Raw genomic sequence first — 19,666 nt, 5'->3', positions numbered from 1 at the left:
GGGTTGGGTCTCATAAAAATAGGTCGGATAATGCTACCCGACCTATTTTTATGAAGTCTTTTTTATAATTCTCTTACTACAATGTTTTTCCATTTCACTTTTATACCGCCTCCGCTATGAATCTGAAGCGCAATGCTACCATCTCTTTCGCCGATTTTAGGATCATCAAGCTTAATCATTTCTGTACCATTCAAGATAGTTGTTACTACGTTATCAACTACTCTTACAGTCATTGTATTCCATTCTCCCATTTTCAGGGCTTTATCTTTTTCAGCTTCTGGTTTAATCAACCAACCACGGCCATGAGACTCATAAATACCCCCTGTGTTATGCCCTGGAGGCGCAACTTCTGCCTGCCAGCCTGTTACAGTTGTACCCTTTACTGATGAGTGAAAAAACACACCGCTATTGCCATTTGCTTCTTGTTTAAAATCAAGTGTCAACTCAAAGTTTTTGTATTTTTTTTCAGTACCCAAGTAGCCATATTCTTTGTCTGGGCCACTTTCACATACCAAAAGGCCATCTTCTACATACCATTTTTCGGTACCATATACTACCCATCCGGTTAGGTCTTTACCATTGAAGATTTTTTTTCCTTTGCTTTTTTGTGCAAAACTTAATGCAGAAATTAATAAAAAAGTAATAGTTAGGAAACTAAGTTTTGTTTTCATTTTGAATAGAGTTTATTTACTGTTACAAAGAAAAGATAAATTTCTTATCTTGCATCACCAAAGCAAAAACTATTTCTATGATAAACCGAATATTCAGCGTTTTTCTTTTGTCATTTTCTCTTTTCAGCTCTTTTTCTTTTGCACAAAACTCATTGTCCAAAGAAACTTTCGACGGTCTAATTAACAACAGAATCCCTATTTTAATGACCCTTACCTTCGACGATAACCTTATCTACGGAACATTGGTCTATAAAAAAGTGGGACAAGCCATAAAAGTAGTAGGCTCTCTTGAAAATGGCAATGTATTGCTGCACGAATTTGATTCTAAAACCGAAGTTACGGGTATTTATTACGGTACAAGAAAAGGCGACGAGATTACGGGCTTCTGGTCGAAACCGAATAGTGATAAAGAAATGAGTTTTAGTTTAAAAAAGACTTCTAATATAAAAATCGAATCTGAACCTATCAATGTTACCGGTACTTACGCTTATAGCTTTGGCAAAGAAGCCGGCACAGGTAGCTTATATGTAAATCAAGCCGGAAAAGACAAAATCATTGTAGAAATGCAGGCCATCAGAGGTGCTCCCAGCTATAATCAGGCCGTTATAGAAAAAACTACGCTTAAGCTCAACGGTAATCAGGCTTTGTATGAAAACAACGAGTTTGGCAAATGCAAACTTAAAATAATTTTCTTCGAGGGCGGAGCTACCATTGTTTATCAGGATGAAGCTTTTGAGTGTGGCTTTGGTAACGCAGCCACAGTAGCCGGCAATTACCTGAAATACGACAGCAAAGTGCCTAAGTTTGAGAAACAAGATTAAACTGGCAGTTCCTGCGTTTCGGTTATGCTTATTTTCTCTTGCTCATCGGCAACAATATTATCAGTAATAATAAACGGGCAAACAGCACAAGCTTTGTCGCCGCTCTGATGATACCAGCGGCAATTGGAGCGGATACTGCAAGTCGGAAGACCCATGAAACCATCAAAAGTTTCATTCATTTGTAGTACTCTGTCAATAACTGTGCAACGAGAACCATTCCATTGACGACACCCACCTTCCACACATTTATTAGTAAATCTGAAACGTTTTTCGGGAGTAGTGCCCTGATGGGCAATTGCGGCAAACTCATCGGTTACATCAATTTTCTGAGGCAACAAACTTACAAACCCCTCTTGATTAACCACACCGATGACCGCCGCCCCAGTCTCGCAAGTAGCACTGGGGCAAGCTTTGTCAAGCGATTTCATCAGCCCTAACGATTGATTATATCATAGGTTTTAGACAACTCAATGGCACGGTAATCTTTGAAACGACGAAGCCAGATTCCCAACCATTCAGGATTAATTTTTACCATATCCTTTTTCCCGATGGCGGCCGAGTGGTCAATAGTAGCAACGTGTTTGGCAACAATTGCATTGATGTCTTTTTGTAAAGCTGATTTTTGTTCTTTCGATAACTCAATGTTTTCGAGAACAACATTAAATTTTGTAGAAGGCATGGCTATAAAGTTTAAAATTAGTCTTCAAAGGTAAGCATGATTATTTTTCAGTTTTAGCGTAAAAAGTCTCTAATCATAGCGTATAAATACTGAATTTGTTATATTTCACTCATTAAAAACCAATAAATCAAATGAAAAAACTATTTACAATCTTATTTCTAGGCATCGCTACTGCCTCTTTTGCTCAAAGCAACGAAGAGCAAATAAAAGCCAGCATCAACCAGGTTTTTGATGGTATGCGCAAAAACGATACTACGCTTATCCGCCAGGTATTGTACCCCTCTTGTTTCCTGAAATCAGTTGTTAAAACTAAAACCGGAGAAGTAAAGCTACAAGAAGACCAAATAATTGACTGGCTTAAATCGGTTGGTACGAAGAGGGAAGGTGTAATGCTTGATGAAAGACTTACTTCTTATGACATAAAAATTGATGGAGATATGGCCGTTGCCTGGACACCCTACGAATTTTATGTAAACGATAAATTTAACCATTGCGGCGTAAATGTGTTTACAATGATGAAAACCGATAAGGGCTGGAAAATAATTGGCATTGTAGATACACGCCGTAAAGACGATTGTAAGAAATAGAGATACACAAGCGTTAGTGTTTGTAAACATCAAAACCTGCCATGAAAAAGACGATTCTCATTATATTGGCATTACTGAATGCCTCTTATCTTTTTGCACAAAAAAACATTTTTATCGCCTCTGATTTAAGCAAAGAAGGCGAATTTACCAGTAATTGTGAAGGCCCAGCAGTAGATAAAAAGGGGAATATCTATGCCGTAAATATTAAACAAGATGGCACTATTGCCCAGATTACGCCTGATGGCAAAACATCTGTTTTTCTGACCTTACCCGAAGGTAGTGTAGGCAATGGTATTCGTTTTGGCTCGGCAAATACTTTTTTTGTGGCCGATTATATGCAGCACAATGTGCTAAAAGTTGATTTGCAAACCCAAAAGGTGAGCGTATTAGCTCATGTTCCGGCTATGAATCAGCCTAACGATTTGGCTATTATGAGCAATGGCACTATCTTTTGCAGCGACCCTAACTGGACAGCAAGTTCAGGGCAAATATGGAAAGTAACACAAGATGGCAAAGCAGAACTTTTAGTAAAAGACATGGGCACTACAAATGGCATTGAAGTGAGTCCCGACGAAAAAATATTGTACGTAAACGAGTCGGTTCAGAAAAACGTGTGGGCTTTTGATATTAGTCCGCTGGGAACATTGAGTAATAAACGCCTGCTGATAAAATTTGACGATGGCGGCATGGATGGTATGCGTTGCGACGATAAAGGGAACCTCTATATAACCCGCCACGGGCTTGGTATTATAGACATTGTATCACCACAAGGCAAAATCATCCAGACTGTAAAGATGAAAGGTAAACTAACTTCTAATATTTCGTTTGGCGGTAAAGATGGTAAGACTTGTTATGTAACTCTACAAGACCGCAAATGTATTGAGACATTCAGAAGCAATAATGCAGGCCGAGAATGGAAAATGATGAAGAAATTCAAATAGGTTCTCCCTAGCTCTTTATAAAGTAATCGTTCAGAATTTTAGGTATCGGAAAGGTCATCTTAAAATCTTTCACGGCCAGAATAGCCAGTAGTTTTGCCTTTGAAACATCGGGAAAATACTGGCTATTTATTTGTAAATCTAAAAGCTTGGCAAATGAAGCTCTGCCTTTTGCCATAGAATTGGTAATGATTAAATCGCCACGAAGTTTTTGTGCTAATCTCAAGGGGAAAAATCTGGTTGAAATCGGGAAAGTAAACTTACGCTTTTTCAGATGAACCCTAAAAAACACTTCATCTCCTATTTTTACTTCTATTATTTCTTCTGACTTATTGATTGTATGAGTCTCAAAATTGGCTAATTCTTTAGGTATTCCCCAGTTTTCTCTTCCGTTCCAGACACTATCGTACGAAGAAACATATATCTTCGAAACGCCCCATGTAAAGTTTGGTACTTTTTTAAAGTTAAATTTGCCGGGCACAAACAGTAGCTCTTTGTATGGCCCCACAGCAGAGGTGCTATAATCTACCAGCATTACAGTACCTACTAAGCCACTTTTGAAAGTATCGTACTGATAAGCGTCTAAAAAACCTTGTCCCTCAACAAATGCTTTCGGAAAATGAAACAGAAAAATGTATCCATTTCCTTCTAAATTCCACGGTGGTGGTGCCATTTGTGTCGGAGTCTGGCTCATGGTCAAAATTCTATTAGTTGCTTGGCTTGTCTGGTCAGGAAATTCCGATAAACTTCAAACGTAAATTCTTCTCCATCAAAGTGGCTTCTGATACTCCCCAACTTCATACGTAAACCCAACACATCAGTCCCCATATAACTCAAAATATCGTTCAGATGCCCCAAGCCAACAGCATTGCCTTGCATTCCTGACGAAATACCTACCAAAGCTGCCTTTTTATAATTAAAACTATCAGGATACCGCAGCCCGTCCAGAAAAGTTTTCAATACACCCGGAAACGAACCATTATATTCTGGCACAATAAAAACAAACTTCTGCGTTGCATCAACTATGGTTTGAAACTTGTTAAAAGCCTCATTCTTACCTGAATTATGATAAAGCGCCGAAAATGCAAAATCTTCGGGCAATTCGGCTAAATCAATAATCTGGCTTTCTGCGCCTAACGATTGTAAAAGTTTCTGATAATATAAACCGACTTTTCGGGAAAGTGAATTGTTACGATTAGTGCCAATGATTACTCCTATCATTTAAAGAAATTTATTAATATAAGTTGCAGAATTAATATTTCCCTCAACTCACAACTATCTTATTTTATTATCTTTAACAAAAAAAACGCTAAATCGTTTCAATGAACGAACTCATTTCAGAATTACAGGCAATTGCTACTCCCGAACGGGCTAAAGCATCGGCATTGTTCTTTAAAACAGGTAAAGGCCAATACGGAGAAGGTGATATTTTTATTGGAATTTCTAATCCTGATTTACGCGCTATTTGTAAAAAATACAATTCACTATCATTTGATGACCTACAAACTTTACTCAATGATCCAATCCATGAGTACCGCATGGCGGCTTTGATGATTCTGGTAAACCAGATGAAAAAAGCCAAAGCAGAAACCCAAAAAAATATCTATGATTTTTATCTGAAAAATACGCAACAAATCAATAACTGGGATTTGGTAGATACTTCGGCTCATGCTATTGTAGGTTATTACTTATTTGATAAAGACCGCCAGATATTATACGATATGGCTCGTACCGACCATCTCTGGACACAACGCATTGCTATTATTGCAAGTTGGTATTTTATTAACAAAAAACAGTATGAAGATACCTTCAGAATTGCAGAAATATTACTACCTCATAAGCATGATTTAATACACAAAGCCATAGGCTGGATGCTTCGAGAGATATGGAAACGTGAAGTAAAAAACAATAAGGAAGCCAAACAAGTAGAGCAATTTCTGGAGAAAAACATCAGCCTAATACCCCGAACAGCCCTAAGATATGCTATTGAGAAAATGACAGAAGAACGGCGGAAGTATTTTATGCAACTAAAGTAAAACACATTTAATAACCTTTCACTTCCATGAACAAACGCCAGTTTATTAAAACACTTGCCGCTACAAGCGTGGCTGCTCCAGCATTGGGTAAGCATTTCGATAAAGCTTTAAGTAAAGTAGAAGCTCAGACACCTTTAGAGGCAGCACAAAACGAAGAATTCTGGACTGAAGTTAGACGTGGCTATAAAGTCAAGCCTGACTATATTAATCTTGAAAACGGCTATTATTGCTTTACGCCACAAGAAACCTTACAGAATTTTATCGGCCACGTGCAAGAAATTAACTTTCAGGGGTCTTATTATATGCGCACAAGGCAATTTGACGATAAAGCTGAAATCAGAAAAAAACTGGCTGCAATAGCAGGTTGTTCGCATGAAGAATTGATAGTTACCCGAAATACAACGGAGTCGCTAGATACCGTAATTGCAGGCATTGACTGGAAAGCAGGCGACGAGGCCGTGATGGCTGAGCAAGATTACGGTGCCATGCTCGATATGTTTAAACTACAAGCACGCCGCTATGGTATTGTAAACAAAGTGGTGTCGATACCAAATAACCCAAGCTCAGACGAAGAAATTGTGTCTATTTACGAAAAAGCCATTACGCCTAAAACACGCCTTCTGATGGTTTGCCACATGATAAATATTACAGGGCATATTCTACCCATCAAGAAAATATGCGATATGGCCCACCAGAAAGGTGTAGAAGTAATGGTTGATGGTGCGCATGCTTTTGCGCATATCAACTATAAAATCAGTGACTTAGGTTGTGATTACTATGGCAGTAGTTTGCATAAATGGTTGAGTGTACCCCTAGGTTGCGGACTTTTGTATGTAAAGAAAGACAAAATTGCTAAACTCTGGCAGCTATTTGGTGATATGGGCTATAAAGACGATGACATCAGAAAATTGAATCATACAGGCACTAACCCTGTACACACCGATTTAACCATTGGCGATGCCATTAATTTCTACGAAAAAATTGGCAGAGACCGCAAAGAAGCACGCCTGAGATATTTGCAGGAATATTGGACCAAGCAAGTAAGAAACCTACCCAATATAGTGCTCAATACACCTTCCGAAAGCCACCGGGCTTGTGGAATAGCCAATGTGGGCATCGCTACCATGAAGCCTGCCGACCTTGCTAAAACGCTATTAACAAAATATAAAATCTGGACGGTAGCTATTGACTCACCAAGCGTAAAAGGTTGTAGAATTACCCCTAATGTTTATACAACAACTGCCGAATTGGATACATTCGTAAAAGCCCTAAAAGAACTATCGGCATAAAATAAAAAAAGCCCACGAGTTAATCGTGGGCATATACCTAATAGCAATCATCAGCATTACTCTATTTTTTCACTTTCACTGTTATTTTTGCATCAATGTCGCTTACTGTTTTACTCTGTATGTCAATCTGGCTTTCGCGTACACCTCTTTCCAACAAAACCTCACGTAGGGCATAAGCTCTATCTTCACCCAATGTACCGCCACTACTTTGCGAGCCACCCGCAATTGTAATACGTGCTTTTGAATTATTTTTCAAAAATTTCACCAAATCGTTTACATCGCCCTTATTACTGATTTCGGCGCTACCGCTTCTGAAATTAAGATTTGTCAGGGCAATCCACGATGCATTGTTTTGTAATGCATCGCTAAGTACTACATTGTTAGCACTTGTTGTTGTACTTGTGTTGGTAGTAGGCTTTTCTACTACTTTAAGTAAATCGGCCTTTTTCTCTTCTACTTTTGTTTCAACAGGCTTAGGCTCTGGAGTTTCTACGGGAGTAGTAATAGACACTGAATCGGTTGGAGTTGCGGTAAAAGTTGTATCTGGTAAGCCTATTGCGGTCGAATCAACTGCTGGCAAATTTGCTTGCTGTGCATCCTGCTCTTTTTTATACTTAAATACATAAAACAAAATAGCTATCAGCACCAAAGCCAATAAAATCCACGGAATCCAGACTGCGGCTCCACCGCCAGTATTGGGGTTCGGATTCGCATCTTTTTCTTTCTCCTTTTTCTTTTCTTTTGCTTGTTCTTTCGCCGTTTTTTTGCTTACAGGCTCTTCTTTCGTAACCAGTTTATTAATTACTGCAGGTGGCAATGCCGCAAGTACGGTATCTCGTTGTTCGTTCAGTAGCTTCATCAGTCCTGAAACACCCATGCCTTCTTTTGTGATTACTTTACCTAATGCACCTAAAACCAAAGGTGTAGCCAAACCAACTAGAGAAGATGCAGAAGTTTTACGGATATTGCTTAATGACGAAATCGTTTCGACAAGCCCATTGCTTTTATTACCTAAAAAATGATTAAAGATGTTTGTACCAATGGTAATCAATAATTGTGTTTTGTCGAAATTACTTAACAATTGTGGTAAATCGTCAAGAATTTCGCCTGTATGCCCCCCATCTTTTAATACGTCCATCACCTTACCTGCACTCTCTTCTGTAGTGGTATTCTGAATAATACCCCCAAGCACTGTGGGAATAGCTTTATCTAGAGCAAGGCTGATATTTTCGGGGTGTTCGCCCAGGAAATTGCTAACTTTTTCAATAACTGAATCAGTCAGTTTGTCTTTTATCAGTCCGAGTATTTTCATACAAATTTTTATCTCGTGGTAGCAAATATTAAAGTTTGGGATGATTTCGTAACCAAGATATGATTTTACAAAAACTATGCCCAAAATATAATGATTTATAAAAAACTTATCTGTTTACTAATAAAACGAAAAACAAGAAGCACTATTTTCTCTTTTCCATTGTTTCTATGAGGCTATACGTATTTATTGCCAAAGTAGTATTTACGAAAGGCCAAAATATTACCATTCGAAAACTTCATATAACTTTTTAAAGAATTTTACAATATAATAACCTGATAATCATTTATTTATAATTTTTATAATATAATTTTGTTGTGAAAATCAAACTTATGCACAAAATGGCACTTGTAAAACAATTTTCTAAAACCAAATCAGTTTGTAAAGTTACGTTCACGCTACCTTCAGATGTTGTAAACAATGCAAAGAAAGTAGCTCTTGTTGGTGAGTTCAACGACTGGAACTCAACAGCTACTTTGTTGAAGAAACAGAAAGATGGTCAATATAAAGCTTCAGTAGAACTTCCGGTAGGTTCTGAATTCCAATTCCGCTATTTGCTTGATGGCGAAAACTGGATTAATGATGAAGCTGCTGACAAATATGTGGCTAATGGATTTACTACTGACAACTGTGTAGTTGTGTTGTAATCTCAAAAAAAGAAATTGAAAAGCCCAAACAATGCTGTTTGGGCTTTTTTATGGGCTAAGACAGAGGCTCGTAGTCTAATTCTAAAAATCCCTCAACATTGGCTAGCCAGTATTGCTCTACAAATGCTACATGTTCGGGGTGCTTATTATAGTTTTCGTAAAGCTGCTTATCGGCAAAATCCATAAACAAACCATAATCAAACGAATTATGCGTACTTGTTTGTCTGTAACATACAAAATTCTGCACACCTTCAATTGATTGTAATTTATTTACGGCATCAAAAAACAATTTTTCTTCTGCCGACCCAATCGGGTGTTTTAATTTAAAAACTACTGAGTGTCTTATCATATTTTATCAATTATTAGTCAAATTTAAGGGTTTTAAACTTAATAAGGTTATCGCTTGGTTTATCTGGTTTCACTGCCACAATATATAAATCACGGAAACCTTCTACTGGCTTATCTAATTTGCTTTCTACCCATTTCATTTTACCCCAGCCTTCGGTTGGTGTAAAGGTAGTTCTGGCAATAATTGGCCCGGCTACCGAGTTTTCCCGTACTTCTATCACACCCGATTTATCCATTGATGCATACTCAAAACTAATGGTTTTAATATTAGTTAAATCTATATTTTTAAATACCAGATACGCTTTTGATGCTCCTTGGCGTAGTTCGCCCCAATCGAACGTAAAGCCTGGGTGGCGGTCAGCGTCCATTGCTCTTAATTGATGATACCGCAAACGAGTAATGTCCTCTCCTTTTTCAGATTTAGCACTTGCTACCGGATTATCTACATAGCTTGCTTTAATTGTATAATAACCTGTTGTTTTGTTTTCCAGGTGTTCTTTCAACGGAATACTACCCTTTACGGCAATTGGTTTAAAGTTTTTGTTAGGGTCATTAATAGCCAGAATATACTTCACCATTTCGTCGGCATCTTGTGGAGATAATTGCGGGTGGGCACTCATTACATGAACATTGCCCCAGCTACCACCACCGCCATCAATTATTTTCTTCGATAGAGTTTTGATAGTTTTATTATCACCGCTGCCATACTTTTTAGAAATAGCTAAGAACGACGGCCCTACCGAGGTTTTATCAACGGTATGGCAAGCTTTACAATCGCTGGCATCTACCAATGTTTTACCTAACGAACCTACCTCAACCTTAGAATCTGATTTAGCTCCTGAAACAGGTTGGTATGGATTCGGATAGTAATTATACTCTATTTTACGCTTTTTAGCATTAATTACTTTGTCTTCTGCATCATTTACCGATACGCTATATTCAAAAGGCTCATTATCCCAATAGAAAGTCTTGTTTTTCTTGGCATTGATAGCCACAACCGGAACAGCATTGCCTACTCTTACTTTCAGGGTATCGGTGCCTGTTTTTCCTGCTGCATCTCGGGTTAAGAATACAACTTTATAATTACCGTTTTTGGTGAAAGTATGCGTGTACATTGGTTTATCGGCCTCTTGTTTTGTACCATTGATATACCACTCATAAGTTAGTTTATCATCAAAATCTAAATCTACTCCCCTACCCGAAAAACGCAATTTTAAAGGTGCTTTGCCTGCCCATTCTTTATACTGCGGCATATCTCTCGTTTCAGACGTAATAAAAGATTCTCTTTGCTTTTTAACAGCCATTACGGTATCTACAATGCTTGCTATGGCCTGTGGTGCTCTGTTATCGTAGTTATACTCAATTTTTACCAAACGAGCATCGGTGTTATCGGCACCGTATACCGAGCCATATTCAAGTACATACATGATACCGTCTTTGCTGAAAGCCAAATCAATCGGGCGTCTGAAATCGCCTTTGGTTGGCATAAAAGGCTCGGTTTTTACATAGTTTTCGTTTTTATCAAATCTTGTTGCCAGCATCCAGTTGCGCATCCAGTCGAAGATAAACAAAGCCCCGTCATAATATTTTGGAATTTTGTTTTTGGTAGTAGAGGCTTCGTTATAGGTATAAAACTCACCAGCCATAGCACTACGCCCACCCGTACCTAACTCTGGGAAATCTGGCGATAAGGCATAAGGATACCATAACATAGGCGGAGTAGCCGCAGGCAATTCTTTTAGACCCGTATTGTTTGGCGAATTATTTATCGGCTTTTTAGGGTCATAGTTCGGCCCGGGCTTTCCTGTTTCAAAGTCCCATTCAGAATAAGCGTAGTTATTACCTACAAAATACGGCCAGCCGAAATTACCTGGCTTTTTGGCCTGATTAAATTCATCGTATCCTCTTGGGCCTCTTGGGCTGTCTTCTCCTGCATCAGGGCCAATTTCTCCCCAATAAATAGTACCTGTTTCTGGATTAATAGCAATTCGGTAAGGATTGCGGCAACCCATAGCAAAGATTTCGGGCAGGGTTTTGTCCTGCCCAATTGCAAACATATTGCCTTTTGGAATTGTATAAGTACCATCTGGTTGTGGATGAATCCGCAAGATTTTACCTTTAAAATCATTGGTATTAGCAGCCGACCGCTGGGCATCCATCGGATAATATTCTGCACCGCTACGCTCGTCAATTGGTGCATAACCATTAGACGGGAATGGTGTTGTACCATCACCTGTAGATAAAACCAGATTACGGTCTTTATCAAAAGCCAGTGAGCCGCCATGATGTGAGCCACTATTGATTTGCACAGGCACTCTTAATAGAATTTTTTCAGAAGCTAAATCAATTTCATCTTTTGCTGAAAGCGTAAATCTTGACAAATTAAAATAGATTGGCTCTCCTTCAATCGGTGGCGAATAATACAGGTAAAACCAACGGTTAGTATCAAAATCAGGGTCAAGGGTAATGCCTATTACTCCGGTTCCGCCTTTCATCACCACCGGAAAACGATGAATTAACTTGAACTTATTGGTTTTAGTATCAAAAACCGACAAGTTTCCTGCTAGCTCTGTGAAATACACCTTTCCGTTATTCGACACCGCCAACTCCATAGGGTTATTCAGATCATTCACCAATACAGTTTTTTCAAACCTGTTTTCTTCCGGCATTGTTACCGAGTAAGCCTTTGAATAATCTAATGCCTTGCCGCTGCCCATTGCATAATTAATACCGCCTAACAGATGTTTTAAAAACAAAGGCTCAGAAAAACTCTCGTCAGCATGCCCACCGCCCGTAAAAAACGAACGCCCGCCATCAAATTCATGGTACCAAGCAATTGGGTGATTGCCACCGTTAGTGCCGCCGTCGTAAGTACTTTCGTCAAGATAAGCTAATGGTTTTATGTTTCTGTAGATAGATTTATAGTTATACCATTCGTCAGTTCGCTCCCATGAGTCAGGCAAATGGCTTGTTGAGATATGCGTTTTATCTGTTACAAGTACCGTTGCTTTTCTTACGTTTGAGTTATTGGGGTGGCTCTCAAAATACGCTCCTACCAATTGTCCGTACCAAGGCCATTCGTATTCGGTATCGGCAGCAGCATGTATCCCCACAAAGCCGCCCCCGGCCTGAATATATCTTTCAAAAGCGGCCTGTTGTTCGTTATTAAGCACATTGCCTGTGGTAGAATTGAAAATAACTGCGCTGTACTGTTTAAGGTTTTGGTCGTTGAAATCATCAGAGTTTTCTGATATATCAACACCAAAATTGTTTTCTTGACCAAGTTTCTTAATGGCTTCTTTGCCGAAAGGAATGCTCGAATGTCGCCAGCCTTTTGTTTTAGAGAAAACCAGCACTTTCTTTTGCTGGGCAGAAACGTCGTGATAAATAATCGCAAATAGGGTACAGAGTACCCATATGCTGAAAGAGAATCTTTTAGCAGGTTGTTTCATAATTATGAGGTTAAATAGATTGAACTCAAATATAAGTATTTAAGACCGCAATTGCAGTATTTTAAGATAATTCAGAATAATTTAGCGATGAAAAAGCATAAACACCCCATAAAAAACTACTGAGTGTAAATTTTACTTATATTTTCTTTTACTATTAGTTCATTTATTAAGCACAAAGGCCGAAAGATTTCGGAACCGGAAAATACTTTTTGAGTATTTTTGATGTATCAACACAAGATAGAAATATGACAGATAACGAAACGCCGAGGCTTTCGAGGCTTACTGCCATCATTACTTTTCTGCAAACCAAAAGACTGGTTACCTCCACCGAATTGGCTAAGAAATTTGGCGTAAGCATACGAACAATTTATAGAGACATCAGGGCATTGGAGTTATCGGGTATTCCTATCTGTACCGAAGAAGGCAAAGGCTATTCGCTGGTTGAAGGCTTTGCTCTTGCACCCGTTATGTTTACCGAAACAGAAGCCAACGCGCTGATTACTGCCGAACAACTGGTGTTAAAGAATAGCGACACTTCTTTCATTAAAAACTATCAGGATGCGCTCATCAAAGTAAAGGCGGTGTTACGCTCAAACACCAAAGAAAAAGCCCGTATACTGGCCGAAAGAATTGTGTATAGAAACAATGCCAGCCAAAACTCAAGCAGTCATTATTTATCTATTATTCAGTTGGCAATTACTAATTTTACTGCTGTACGTATTGCTTATGTATCGCAAGAAGATATTAATTCTGAAAGGGTAATTGAACCTTTTGCACTATATAATACCCAAGAAAACTGGGTATTGATTGCCTATTGCCGCCTAAGAAAAGAAAACCGTTCGTTTCGCCTCGACCGTATACAGAGTTTAGAAACACTCTCAGAAACTTTTGAACCGCAGAACATGACACTATTAGAGTTTTTTGAATCGATGAGAAAAAAATACTTTGGCACCCCTGACATACCGCTGTCTTAGCAGCTACCTATTTTTGCTTATCAAACATCAAAAGCAGAAATTATGATACTTATTCAGAATCCTCCTTTTGCCTTTATAGGCTTAAGCATCAGAACAACTAACGAAAACCAACAAGCCATGCAAGATATTTCGGCATTATGGACAAGATTTTTTACAGAAAACGTACTGGCCTCAATTCCAAATAAAGTAGATAATTCTATTTATTGCATTTATACCGACTACGAAAAAGACTATACTAAACCTTACACTACCTTGCTAGGTTGCAAAGTAAGCAGCCTTGAAAATATCCCTGATGCACTGGTAGGCAGAACAATCGATGGTGCTACTTATACCACTTTTACCGTAAAAGGCAACATTAATGAGGGTATTGTAGGCCAAAAATGGGGAGAAATATGGAGCACTGATTTAGATAGAGCTTATACAGCCGATATTGAAGTCTATGGTGAAAAAGCCCAAGACCCTGCCAATGCAGAAATAGACATATTAATCGCCATTAAATAGCAATGTTAAGCCCGATAGATACTTATTTTGAACAACAGGAAGAACCCATAAAAAGTTGTCTGCTTTTTTTGAGAACTTATATTCTGAAACAATCTCCGGCTATTACTGAAGCTTGGAAATACAAAATGCCTGTTTACTACTACAAAGGCAAAATGTTTTGTTATTTGTGGAGACATAAGAAATACACTATCAACGGCATTCATCAGCCTTATATTGGTATTGTAGACGGTAATAAGATTAATGATGTTGAGTTGATAGCAGAAAATAGAACAAGAATGAAGATTTTACTGATTGACCCAACAACTGATATTCCGATTGAAACTCTTGAACGGCTTTTTAAGACAATGATACAATTTAGGGGCCGAAACAGCCCCTAATTCTACTCAATTCTATTAATTTATTTATTTTCTACTCTGACTTTAATGACTTTACTGGATTCATCAAGGCTGATTTAATAGCCTGATAACTTACTGTGAGTATGGCAATAGCAATAGCTATAAAACCTGCCAGTACAAATATCCACCACTCTATTTCGATTCGATACGTGAAATCAGATAGCCACATATTCATTAATAAATAAGCTATCGGGCTGGCAATTACTAAAGCCAACACCACCAGTTTTATAAAATCTTTGGTTAAAAGCGTAGTAATGCTGAATACCGATGCGCCTAGTACTTTTCTGATGCCTACTTCCTTGGTGCGTTGCTCGGCCATGTATGTTACCAAGCCAAATAAGCCCAAACAAGCAATGATTATAGTCAGAATAGCAAAAGTGATGGCTACTTTACCAACTCTCTGTTCGGCCCGATACATTTCATCGAATCTTTCATCCAAAAAGCTATAGCTAAAAGGCATTTCAGGCGCAATTGCTTTCCATTTTTGCTCTACTTTCTTTACTAATCTCGGCATATCATCAGTATTTACCTTGAAAGCCTGTGCCCAATTGCTTGTCCCTAATCGCATGGCTAATGGCGCAACTGTCTGACGTAAAGATTCGTAATGGAAATTCTTTACTACGCCTACAATTTCATAAGAGCCTCTGTCATCTAGTGTAGAATAAATTCTCTTACCGATTGGGTCGTCATACCCTAAAACTTTGGCGGCCATTTCGTTAATGATAATACCATTAGAATCTGTACCAAAGGCTTTAGAGAAGTTTCGGCCTTTCAGCAACTCCATCCCTAGAGTTGGTATATAGTCATAATCAACATTCCATATCTGCATGCTAAAGCCGCTTTTGGCTGTTATAGTAGCTTCTCTAGAAAAAGTGTGGTCGGTACGTGACGAATTAGAAACAGGCAGAAAGCCTGCAGAAGCGCCACTTTTTACACCTGCCAACTTTAATATTTCGTTTTTAAAGACTTCGTTGTTGTTTCTTAGTGCTCCGGTTCCGTTAATAACCAAAACCTGGTCTTTCTTAAAGCCTACATTTTTGGTCTGGATATAATTTAGTTGTCGATAAACAATAATGGTACTGATAACCAAAAAAATAGAAGCAAAAAACTGAAACGTAACTAATACATTACGGAAGCTACTGCGCTGCTTACCGGCGTTCATTTTGCTTTTAAGCACTACAATTGGCTTAAATGAAGAAAGGAAAAATGCCGGATAATAGCCCGCCAACACACCTACCACAATAGGCAATAGCACAAGAAAAGGAAGTGCCTGCGGTGTCAGTAGAGAACCAAACGAAAAAGATTTAGCGGCTACTTCGTTAAAATAGGGCAGAATAAGCCAAGTTAACAACAAAGCAAAAAAGAAAGATAGATAGCTCACCAGAGAAGATTCAGCAATAAACTGACTCATTAGCGTGCCTTTTCCTGTACCTAATACTTTGCGAATACCTACCTCTTTGGCTCTATTAGCTGAACGGGCAGTTGATAGATTCATGAAGTTGATACAAGCCAGCAACAATACAAAGAGCGCAACCGCCGAGAATATATACACATATTGAATATTGCTATTAGTACCCAATTCAGACATCTTATCTGACTTAAGATGAATATCGGTCAGTGGCATTAAAAAGTAATCCAGTTTATTACCAGACTTTCTGAACTCCTCCATGCTTTCTACATTCAAAAACTCCTTTGCTTGTGGTAGTACATATTTTACTACCATGCTCTCTAGTTTCTTTTCAAAGGCTTTATAATCGGTACCTTCTTTCAGCACAATGTAAGTATTGAAATTATGGCTCAGGAAATTCCCGAATTCATACTTCACATTATCCATCGAAAACAGCATATCAAAATGAAAATGTGCGTTTTCGGGCATATCTTTAATTACAGCTGTAACATTATATTGTGTTTTATCTTCAATACCTACTTCTAGGCTTTTACCTAAAGCATCGGTAGTACCAAAATATTTTCTGGCAGCCGACTCGCTTATTACTACTGTATTTGGTTTGTCTAATGCCGTTTTAGGATTGCCCGCAATAACCGGCAAGGTAAATACATCAAACAATGTAGAATCGGCATATATTACGTTACTTTCTCTGATATACTCACTGCCTTTTTTAACAAATTTAGGCCCTTCGCTACCATAGAATCTTACATATTGCTCTACTTCTGGATAGTCTTTTTTCAATACTGCACCTGTAGGGTCGGCAGCTGATGCTAATTTCAAATCAGTTCCTCCGAATCTGATGTCAGCATCAAGACGATAAATTCTATCAGCTTTTTCATTGAATCGATCATAGCTGAGCTCGTCTAACACATATAAGCCAATAAGCATAAAGCCGCAAAAGCCTATAGCCAAGCCAAAGATATTGATAAATGAAAAAGTTTTGTTTTTTAGCAAATTTCGCCAAGCGATTTTTAAATAATTGCGTATCATAATTAATTAGCTTTTGGCAGAGGGCTAAGGGCATGGGGAAGGAATAGAATCTCTGCCCCATGCTCTATTCCCTCTGCTATTCTGATTTTAAACTCTTCACCGGATTCATTAATGCGGCTTTGATTGATTGAAAACTTATGGTAACAAGAGCAACTATGAGTGCCGAAACACCTGCCACTAAAAATACCCACCAATGTATATTTATGCGACTTGCAAAATCTTGCAGCCATTGGTTCATTACTGCCCATGCAATCGGGAAAGCAATCAATGAGGCAATTATTACAAGTTTCAAAAAATCTTTTGACAGTAATACTACAATGCTTGAAATACTAGCCCCTAGTACTTTACGAACACCTATTTCTTTGGTACGTTGTAAAACATTGTAAGAGGATAAACCCAACAGCCCTAGACAAGCCACAAAAATGGCTAACATAGCAAAGAACCCGAATACTTTACCAAACAATACGTCTGATTTATACTGGCGGTCAAAATGTTTATCGAGAAAAAAATATTTGAAAGGGTCATTCGGAAAAGCCTTATTCCATAGCATCTGAACATCAGCCAGTGTTTGGCTTACATCATCCGTTTTAAGTTTGATAGAATGAAAAGATGCTCCATGTATTTCTAGCTTGGCTACCATCGGATTAACAGCTCTTTTAAGGCTTTCCTGATGAAAATCAGCCATTACGCCTATTATATTAAAGGTATCTCTTCCCATGACTATTTTCTCACTAATTGCTTTCTGAGTGCTTTCTATACCTAGTGCTTTCACCGCCGACTCGTTAAGCAGCACATTTTTGCGATGCTGGTCTTCGCCAAATTTTTCAGAGAATGCCCTACCTGATACCATCTTCATATCATAAGCCGGAACAAAGTCATAGTCCATAGACATAATGTACATGGTTGTGCTGCTTTCTTTAGGTTTGCGCATCCATCTTGCACTATTGGTCCAATAAACTTCTTCGCCCGGTATTGTTGACGACAAACTTATATTTTCTGCGCCTTTTAGCTTCAGAATATCATTTTTAAAGGGCTTAAACGAAGACTGAAATTCAGTTTCCTGAATAGATGTTGTACCTTCAAGTACCAATGTCTGGGCAATATCAAGACCGAGTTTCTGGCTTCGCATATAGTTTATTTGCTGATACACCACTATGGTGCCTATGATTAAAGCAATAGAAGCCGAAAACTGCGAAACTATAAGTACTCTGCGCATAGAGATACCGCCTGATAGTTTAGGCATAATACCTTTTAATACTATAATTGGTTTTATTCCCGACATCACAAATGCAGGGTACATACCCGATAAGAAAGTGCCCAATACAAAAACCAATAACATAATTAGCCAGAAACTCATATTATCGGCAAATGTGAAGGTGATTTGTTGCTCCAGAAAATTGCTAAAATAAGGCATAGCAAAATAGGCTGCCATTAATGATATTAGTAAAGCTGAAAGATTGAGTATCAAACTCTCCATCAGAAACTGGCCTACTAGCTGTTCTCTCAGCGCTCCCATTACCTTACGAACGCCTACCTCTTTGGCACGTTCTAATGAACGTGCAGTTGCCAGATTAATATAGTTTGTCCACGCAATGGCAAGAATAAAGAATGCTATCAGAAACAACCATGAAACTGCCTGTCCGCTGCCATTTACCTCTGCTTCCTGGTTAAAGTTAGCATACAGATGTATATCTGTCATTGGCATTAGATATGCCTCAGTTTTACGATTACTCTTCGGGTCTCTTTTAGAATTAATGTATTGGTCACAAAAAGCAGGCATTTTCTCCTGTACCTGTTCTATAGTAGCATCCGGCCGTAACTTAAAGTAAGTATAGAAATCGTACCAACCCCAAGCTGTTTCTGTTGAATTATCTGTATCGCCAGATTCTTTCATAAACTTACCTAGTGTACTGTAAGAAATAAGGTAATCAATTATTAGATGAGAGTTTTTAGGATAATCCTTAAAAACACCCGTTACCTCACACATACGAGGATTCCCAAAACCACTCATTTTTAGAACCTTACCTATTGGGTTTTCGTCGGCAAAATATTTTTTGGCATAGCTTTCCGACAAAATTATTTTTTCAGGAGCATTAAGCATCGTCGCTGGGTTCCCCTTTACTATAGGAATAGTAAGAATTTTCAGCATTGAAGGGTCGGCAAAATATCCTTTTTGCTCATTAAATTTGATATTGCGCGCCTCATTCGTCAACAATGCATTGGCATCCATCAAACGCCCGGCCTCTTCTATCTCTGGAAAATCTTTTTTCATAGTTGGTGCAAAAGCCGGAAAAACCGTTGCCGATTTCCAGAGCAATTTACCTTCGCTGTAATTATCTATACGCAGGCGTACAATCCTGTCGGCATCTTCATGAAATTTGTCGAAGCCTCGCTCGTAATTCACATATTGTAGAATCAGTAAGCAACAGGTCATACCAATAGCTAAGCCGAAGATATTCAGCAGCGTAAATCCTTTTCTTTTAAAGAGATTTCGTAAAGCGATTTTTAAGTAATTGCGTATCATAAAATTGTAAGGGTTAGGGCATAGGGCTAAGAGCATGGGGCAAAACCTCTGCCCTATG

19 protein-coding genes are annotated in these 19,666 nt (G+C 38.4%); 9 read left to right on the top strand and 10 right to left on the bottom strand.

The annotated features are described in order from the left end of the window. Positions 1–62: 62 nt before the first annotated feature. A complete protein-coding gene (locus tag WAE64_RS16080) occupies positions 63–671 on the bottom strand; it encodes a 3-keto-disaccharide hydrolase (protein WP_340238276.1) in 609 nt (202 codons plus the stop codon). 77 nt (positions 672–748) lie between these two features. Here WAE64_RS16080 and WAE64_RS16075 point away from each other — a divergent pair, with 77 nt between their 5' ends. Beyond that, positions 749–1,492, top strand: coding sequence for a hypothetical protein (locus WAE64_RS16075; RefSeq protein WP_340238274.1), 744 nt, complete (start codon positions 749–751; stop codon positions 1,490–1,492). On the opposite strand, the gene WAE64_RS16070 is transcribed toward WAE64_RS16075, so the two are convergent. Then, complete coding sequence (locus tag WAE64_RS16070) at positions 1,489–1,920, bottom strand: hypothetical protein (RefSeq protein WP_340238271.1); 432 nt, start codon at positions 1,918–1,920, stop codon at positions 1,489–1,491. The genes WAE64_RS16075 and WAE64_RS16070 overlap by 4 nt on opposite strands. 5 nt (positions 1,921–1,925) lie before the next feature. After that, complete coding sequence (locus tag WAE64_RS16065; RefSeq protein ID WP_340238268.1) at positions 1,926–2,171, bottom strand: hypothetical protein; 246 nt, start codon at positions 2,169–2,171, stop codon at positions 1,926–1,928. Positions 2,172–2,302: 131 nt separating this feature from the next. Here WAE64_RS16065 and WAE64_RS16060 point away from each other — a divergent pair, with 131 nt between their 5' ends. Both WAE64_RS16060 and WAE64_RS16055 read left to right on the top strand, forming a co-directional pair. Further along, on the top strand, positions 2,303–2,758 hold the full coding sequence (locus WAE64_RS16060) for a nuclear transport factor 2 family protein (protein WP_340238263.1): 456 nt from the start codon (positions 2,303–2,305) through the stop codon (positions 2,756–2,758). Between the two features lie 41 nt (positions 2,759–2,799). Further along, the gene (locus tag WAE64_RS16055; RefSeq protein WP_340238260.1) at positions 2,800–3,699 is read left to right on the top strand and encodes an SMP-30/gluconolactonase/LRE family protein; all 900 of its coding nucleotides are present in this window, start codon (positions 2,800–2,802) and stop codon (positions 3,697–3,699) included. Between the two features lie 7 nt (positions 3,700–3,706). Here WAE64_RS16055 and WAE64_RS16050 read toward each other — a convergent pair whose 3' ends face one another. Together WAE64_RS16050 and WAE64_RS16045 are read right to left on the bottom strand one after the other, a co-directional pair. Next, positions 3,707–4,390, bottom strand: a complete 684-nt coding sequence (locus WAE64_RS16050) for an acetoacetate decarboxylase family protein (RefSeq protein WP_340238257.1) — start codon at positions 4,388–4,390, stop codon at positions 3,707–3,709. Between the two features lie 2 nt (positions 4,391–4,392). Further along, the gene (locus WAE64_RS16045) at positions 4,393–4,917 is read right to left on the bottom strand and encodes an NADPH-dependent FMN reductase (protein ID WP_340238255.1); all 525 of its coding nucleotides are present in this window, start codon (positions 4,915–4,917) and stop codon (positions 4,393–4,395) included. A 101-nt stretch (positions 4,918–5,018) separates the two neighbouring features. Between WAE64_RS16045 and WAE64_RS16040 the strand changes: the two genes are divergently transcribed. Further along, a complete protein-coding gene (locus WAE64_RS16040; RefSeq protein WP_340238253.1) occupies positions 5,019–5,732 on the top strand; it encodes a DNA alkylation repair protein in 714 nt (237 codons plus the stop codon). 26 nt (positions 5,733–5,758) lie between these two features. Further along, the gene (locus WAE64_RS16035; protein WP_340238251.1) at positions 5,759–7,021 is read left to right on the top strand and encodes an aminotransferase class V-fold PLP-dependent enzyme; all 1,263 of its coding nucleotides are present in this window, start codon (positions 5,759–5,761) and stop codon (positions 7,019–7,021) included. Positions 7,022–7,082: 61 nt separating this feature from the next. On the opposite strand, the gene WAE64_RS16030 is transcribed toward WAE64_RS16035, so the two are convergent. After that, entirely contained in the window at positions 7,083–8,333 is a 1,251-nt protein-coding gene (locus WAE64_RS16030) for a DUF937 domain-containing protein (RefSeq protein WP_340238249.1), read from the bottom strand. A 338-nt stretch (positions 8,334–8,671) separates the two neighbouring features. On the opposite strand from WAE64_RS16030, the gene WAE64_RS16025 reads away from it, so the two are divergent. Beyond that, positions 8,672–8,977, top strand: a complete 306-nt coding sequence (locus WAE64_RS16025) for an isoamylase early set domain-containing protein (RefSeq protein WP_340238246.1) — start codon at positions 8,672–8,674, stop codon at positions 8,975–8,977. 55 nt (positions 8,978–9,032) lie between these two features. On the opposite strand, the gene WAE64_RS16020 is transcribed toward WAE64_RS16025, so the two are convergent. Together WAE64_RS16020 and WAE64_RS16015 are read right to left on the bottom strand one after the other, a co-directional pair. Next, positions 9,033–9,326 carry a Dabb family protein gene (locus WAE64_RS16020; protein WP_340238243.1) on the bottom strand — a complete coding sequence of 98 codons (294 nt, stop codon included), beginning with the start codon at positions 9,324–9,326 and terminating at the stop codon, positions 9,033–9,035. 13 nt (positions 9,327–9,339) lie between these two features. After that, the gene (locus tag WAE64_RS16015; RefSeq protein WP_340238240.1) at positions 9,340–12,777 is read right to left on the bottom strand and encodes a ThuA domain-containing protein; all 3,438 of its coding nucleotides are present in this window, start codon (positions 12,775–12,777) and stop codon (positions 9,340–9,342) included. A gap of 245 nt (positions 12,778–13,022) precedes the next feature. On the opposite strand from WAE64_RS16015, the gene WAE64_RS16010 reads away from it, so the two are divergent. From WAE64_RS16010 to WAE64_RS16000, 3 genes are read left to right on the top strand one after another with little or no spacing between them, the layout of a single operon-like run. Then, complete coding sequence (locus WAE64_RS16010) at positions 13,023–13,751, top strand: helix-turn-helix transcriptional regulator (protein WP_340238225.1); 729 nt, start codon at positions 13,023–13,025, stop codon at positions 13,749–13,751. A 42-nt stretch (positions 13,752–13,793) separates the two neighbouring features. Continuing rightward, positions 13,794–14,252, top strand: coding sequence for a GyrI-like domain-containing protein (locus tag WAE64_RS16005; RefSeq protein ID WP_340238221.1), 459 nt, complete (start codon positions 13,794–13,796; stop codon positions 14,250–14,252). A gap of 2 nt (positions 14,253–14,254) precedes the next feature. Continuing rightward, positions 14,255–14,629, top strand: coding sequence for a DUF1801 domain-containing protein (locus WAE64_RS16000; RefSeq protein WP_340238216.1), 375 nt, complete (start codon positions 14,255–14,257; stop codon positions 14,627–14,629). A 31-nt stretch (positions 14,630–14,660) separates the two neighbouring features. On the opposite strand, the gene WAE64_RS15995 is transcribed toward WAE64_RS16000, so the two are convergent. Both WAE64_RS15995 and WAE64_RS15990 read right to left on the bottom strand, forming a co-directional pair. Further along, positions 14,661–17,084, bottom strand: a complete 2,424-nt coding sequence (locus WAE64_RS15995; protein ID WP_340238211.1) for an ABC transporter permease — start codon at positions 17,082–17,084, stop codon at positions 14,661–14,663. 76 nt (positions 17,085–17,160) lie between these two features. After that, positions 17,161–19,608, bottom strand: a complete 2,448-nt coding sequence (locus tag WAE64_RS15990) for an ABC transporter permease (protein ID WP_340238205.1) — start codon at positions 19,606–19,608, stop codon at positions 17,161–17,163. Positions 19,609–19,666: the final 58 nt, after the last annotated feature.

The sequence above is a fragment of the Emticicia soli genome, assembly GCF_037860775.1.
In the GTDB taxonomy this organism is placed as follows: Bacteria; Bacteroidota; Bacteroidia; order Cytophagales; family Spirosomataceae; genus Emticicia; species Emticicia soli.
The sequence above is the reverse complement of the archived record's forward strand: the minus strand, read 5'-3'. Positions and strand labels throughout refer to the sequence as shown.

Excerpts from the sequence above, each read along its gene's own strand:
- WAE64_RS16080 (WP_340238276.1), bottom strand. The coding sequence starts at position 671 with ATGAAAACAAAACTTAGTTTCCTAACTATTACTTTTTTATTAATTTCT.
- WAE64_RS16075 (WP_340238274.1), top strand. The coding sequence starts at position 749 with ATGATAAACCGAATATTCAGCGTTTTTCTTTTGTCATTTTCTCTTTTC.
- WAE64_RS16070 (WP_340238271.1), bottom strand. The coding sequence starts at position 1,920 with ATGAAATCGCTTGACAAAGCTTGCCCCAGTGCTACTTGCGAGACTGGG.
- WAE64_RS16065 (WP_340238268.1), bottom strand. The coding sequence starts at position 2,171 with ATGCCTTCTACAAAATTTAATGTTGTTCTCGAAAACATTGAGTTATCG.
- WAE64_RS16060 (WP_340238263.1), top strand. The coding sequence starts at position 2,303 with ATGAAAAAACTATTTACAATCTTATTTCTAGGCATCGCTACTGCCTCT.
- WAE64_RS16055 (WP_340238260.1), top strand. The coding sequence starts at position 2,800 with ATGAAAAAGACGATTCTCATTATATTGGCATTACTGAATGCCTCTTAT.
- WAE64_RS16050 (WP_340238257.1), bottom strand. The coding sequence starts at position 4,390 with ATGAGCCAGACTCCGACACAAATGGCACCACCACCGTGGAATTTAGAA.
- WAE64_RS16045 (WP_340238255.1), bottom strand. The coding sequence starts at position 4,917 with ATGATAGGAGTAATCATTGGCACTAATCGTAACAATTCACTTTCCCGA.
- WAE64_RS16040 (WP_340238253.1), top strand. The coding sequence starts at position 5,019 with ATGAACGAACTCATTTCAGAATTACAGGCAATTGCTACTCCCGAACGG.
- WAE64_RS16035 (WP_340238251.1), top strand. The coding sequence starts at position 5,759 with ATGAACAAACGCCAGTTTATTAAAACACTTGCCGCTACAAGCGTGGCT.
- WAE64_RS16030 (WP_340238249.1), bottom strand. The coding sequence starts at position 8,333 with ATGAAAATACTCGGACTGATAAAAGACAAACTGACTGATTCAGTTATT.
- WAE64_RS16025 (WP_340238246.1), top strand. The coding sequence starts at position 8,672 with ATGGCACTTGTAAAACAATTTTCTAAAACCAAATCAGTTTGTAAAGTT.
- WAE64_RS16020 (WP_340238243.1), bottom strand. The coding sequence starts at position 9,326 with ATGATAAGACACTCAGTAGTTTTTAAATTAAAACACCCGATTGGGTCG.
- WAE64_RS16015 (WP_340238240.1), bottom strand. The coding sequence starts at position 12,777 with ATGAAACAACCTGCTAAAAGATTCTCTTTCAGCATATGGGTACTCTGT.
- WAE64_RS16010 (WP_340238225.1), top strand. The coding sequence starts at position 13,023 with ATGACAGATAACGAAACGCCGAGGCTTTCGAGGCTTACTGCCATCATT.
- WAE64_RS16005 (WP_340238221.1), top strand. The coding sequence starts at position 13,794 with ATGATACTTATTCAGAATCCTCCTTTTGCCTTTATAGGCTTAAGCATC.
- WAE64_RS16000 (WP_340238216.1), top strand. The coding sequence starts at position 14,255 with ATGTTAAGCCCGATAGATACTTATTTTGAACAACAGGAAGAACCCATA.
- WAE64_RS15995 (WP_340238211.1), bottom strand. The coding sequence starts at position 17,084 with ATGATACGCAATTATTTAAAAATCGCTTGGCGAAATTTGCTAAAAAAC.
- WAE64_RS15990 (WP_340238205.1), bottom strand. The coding sequence starts at position 19,608 with ATGATACGCAATTACTTAAAAATCGCTTTACGAAATCTCTTTAAAAGA.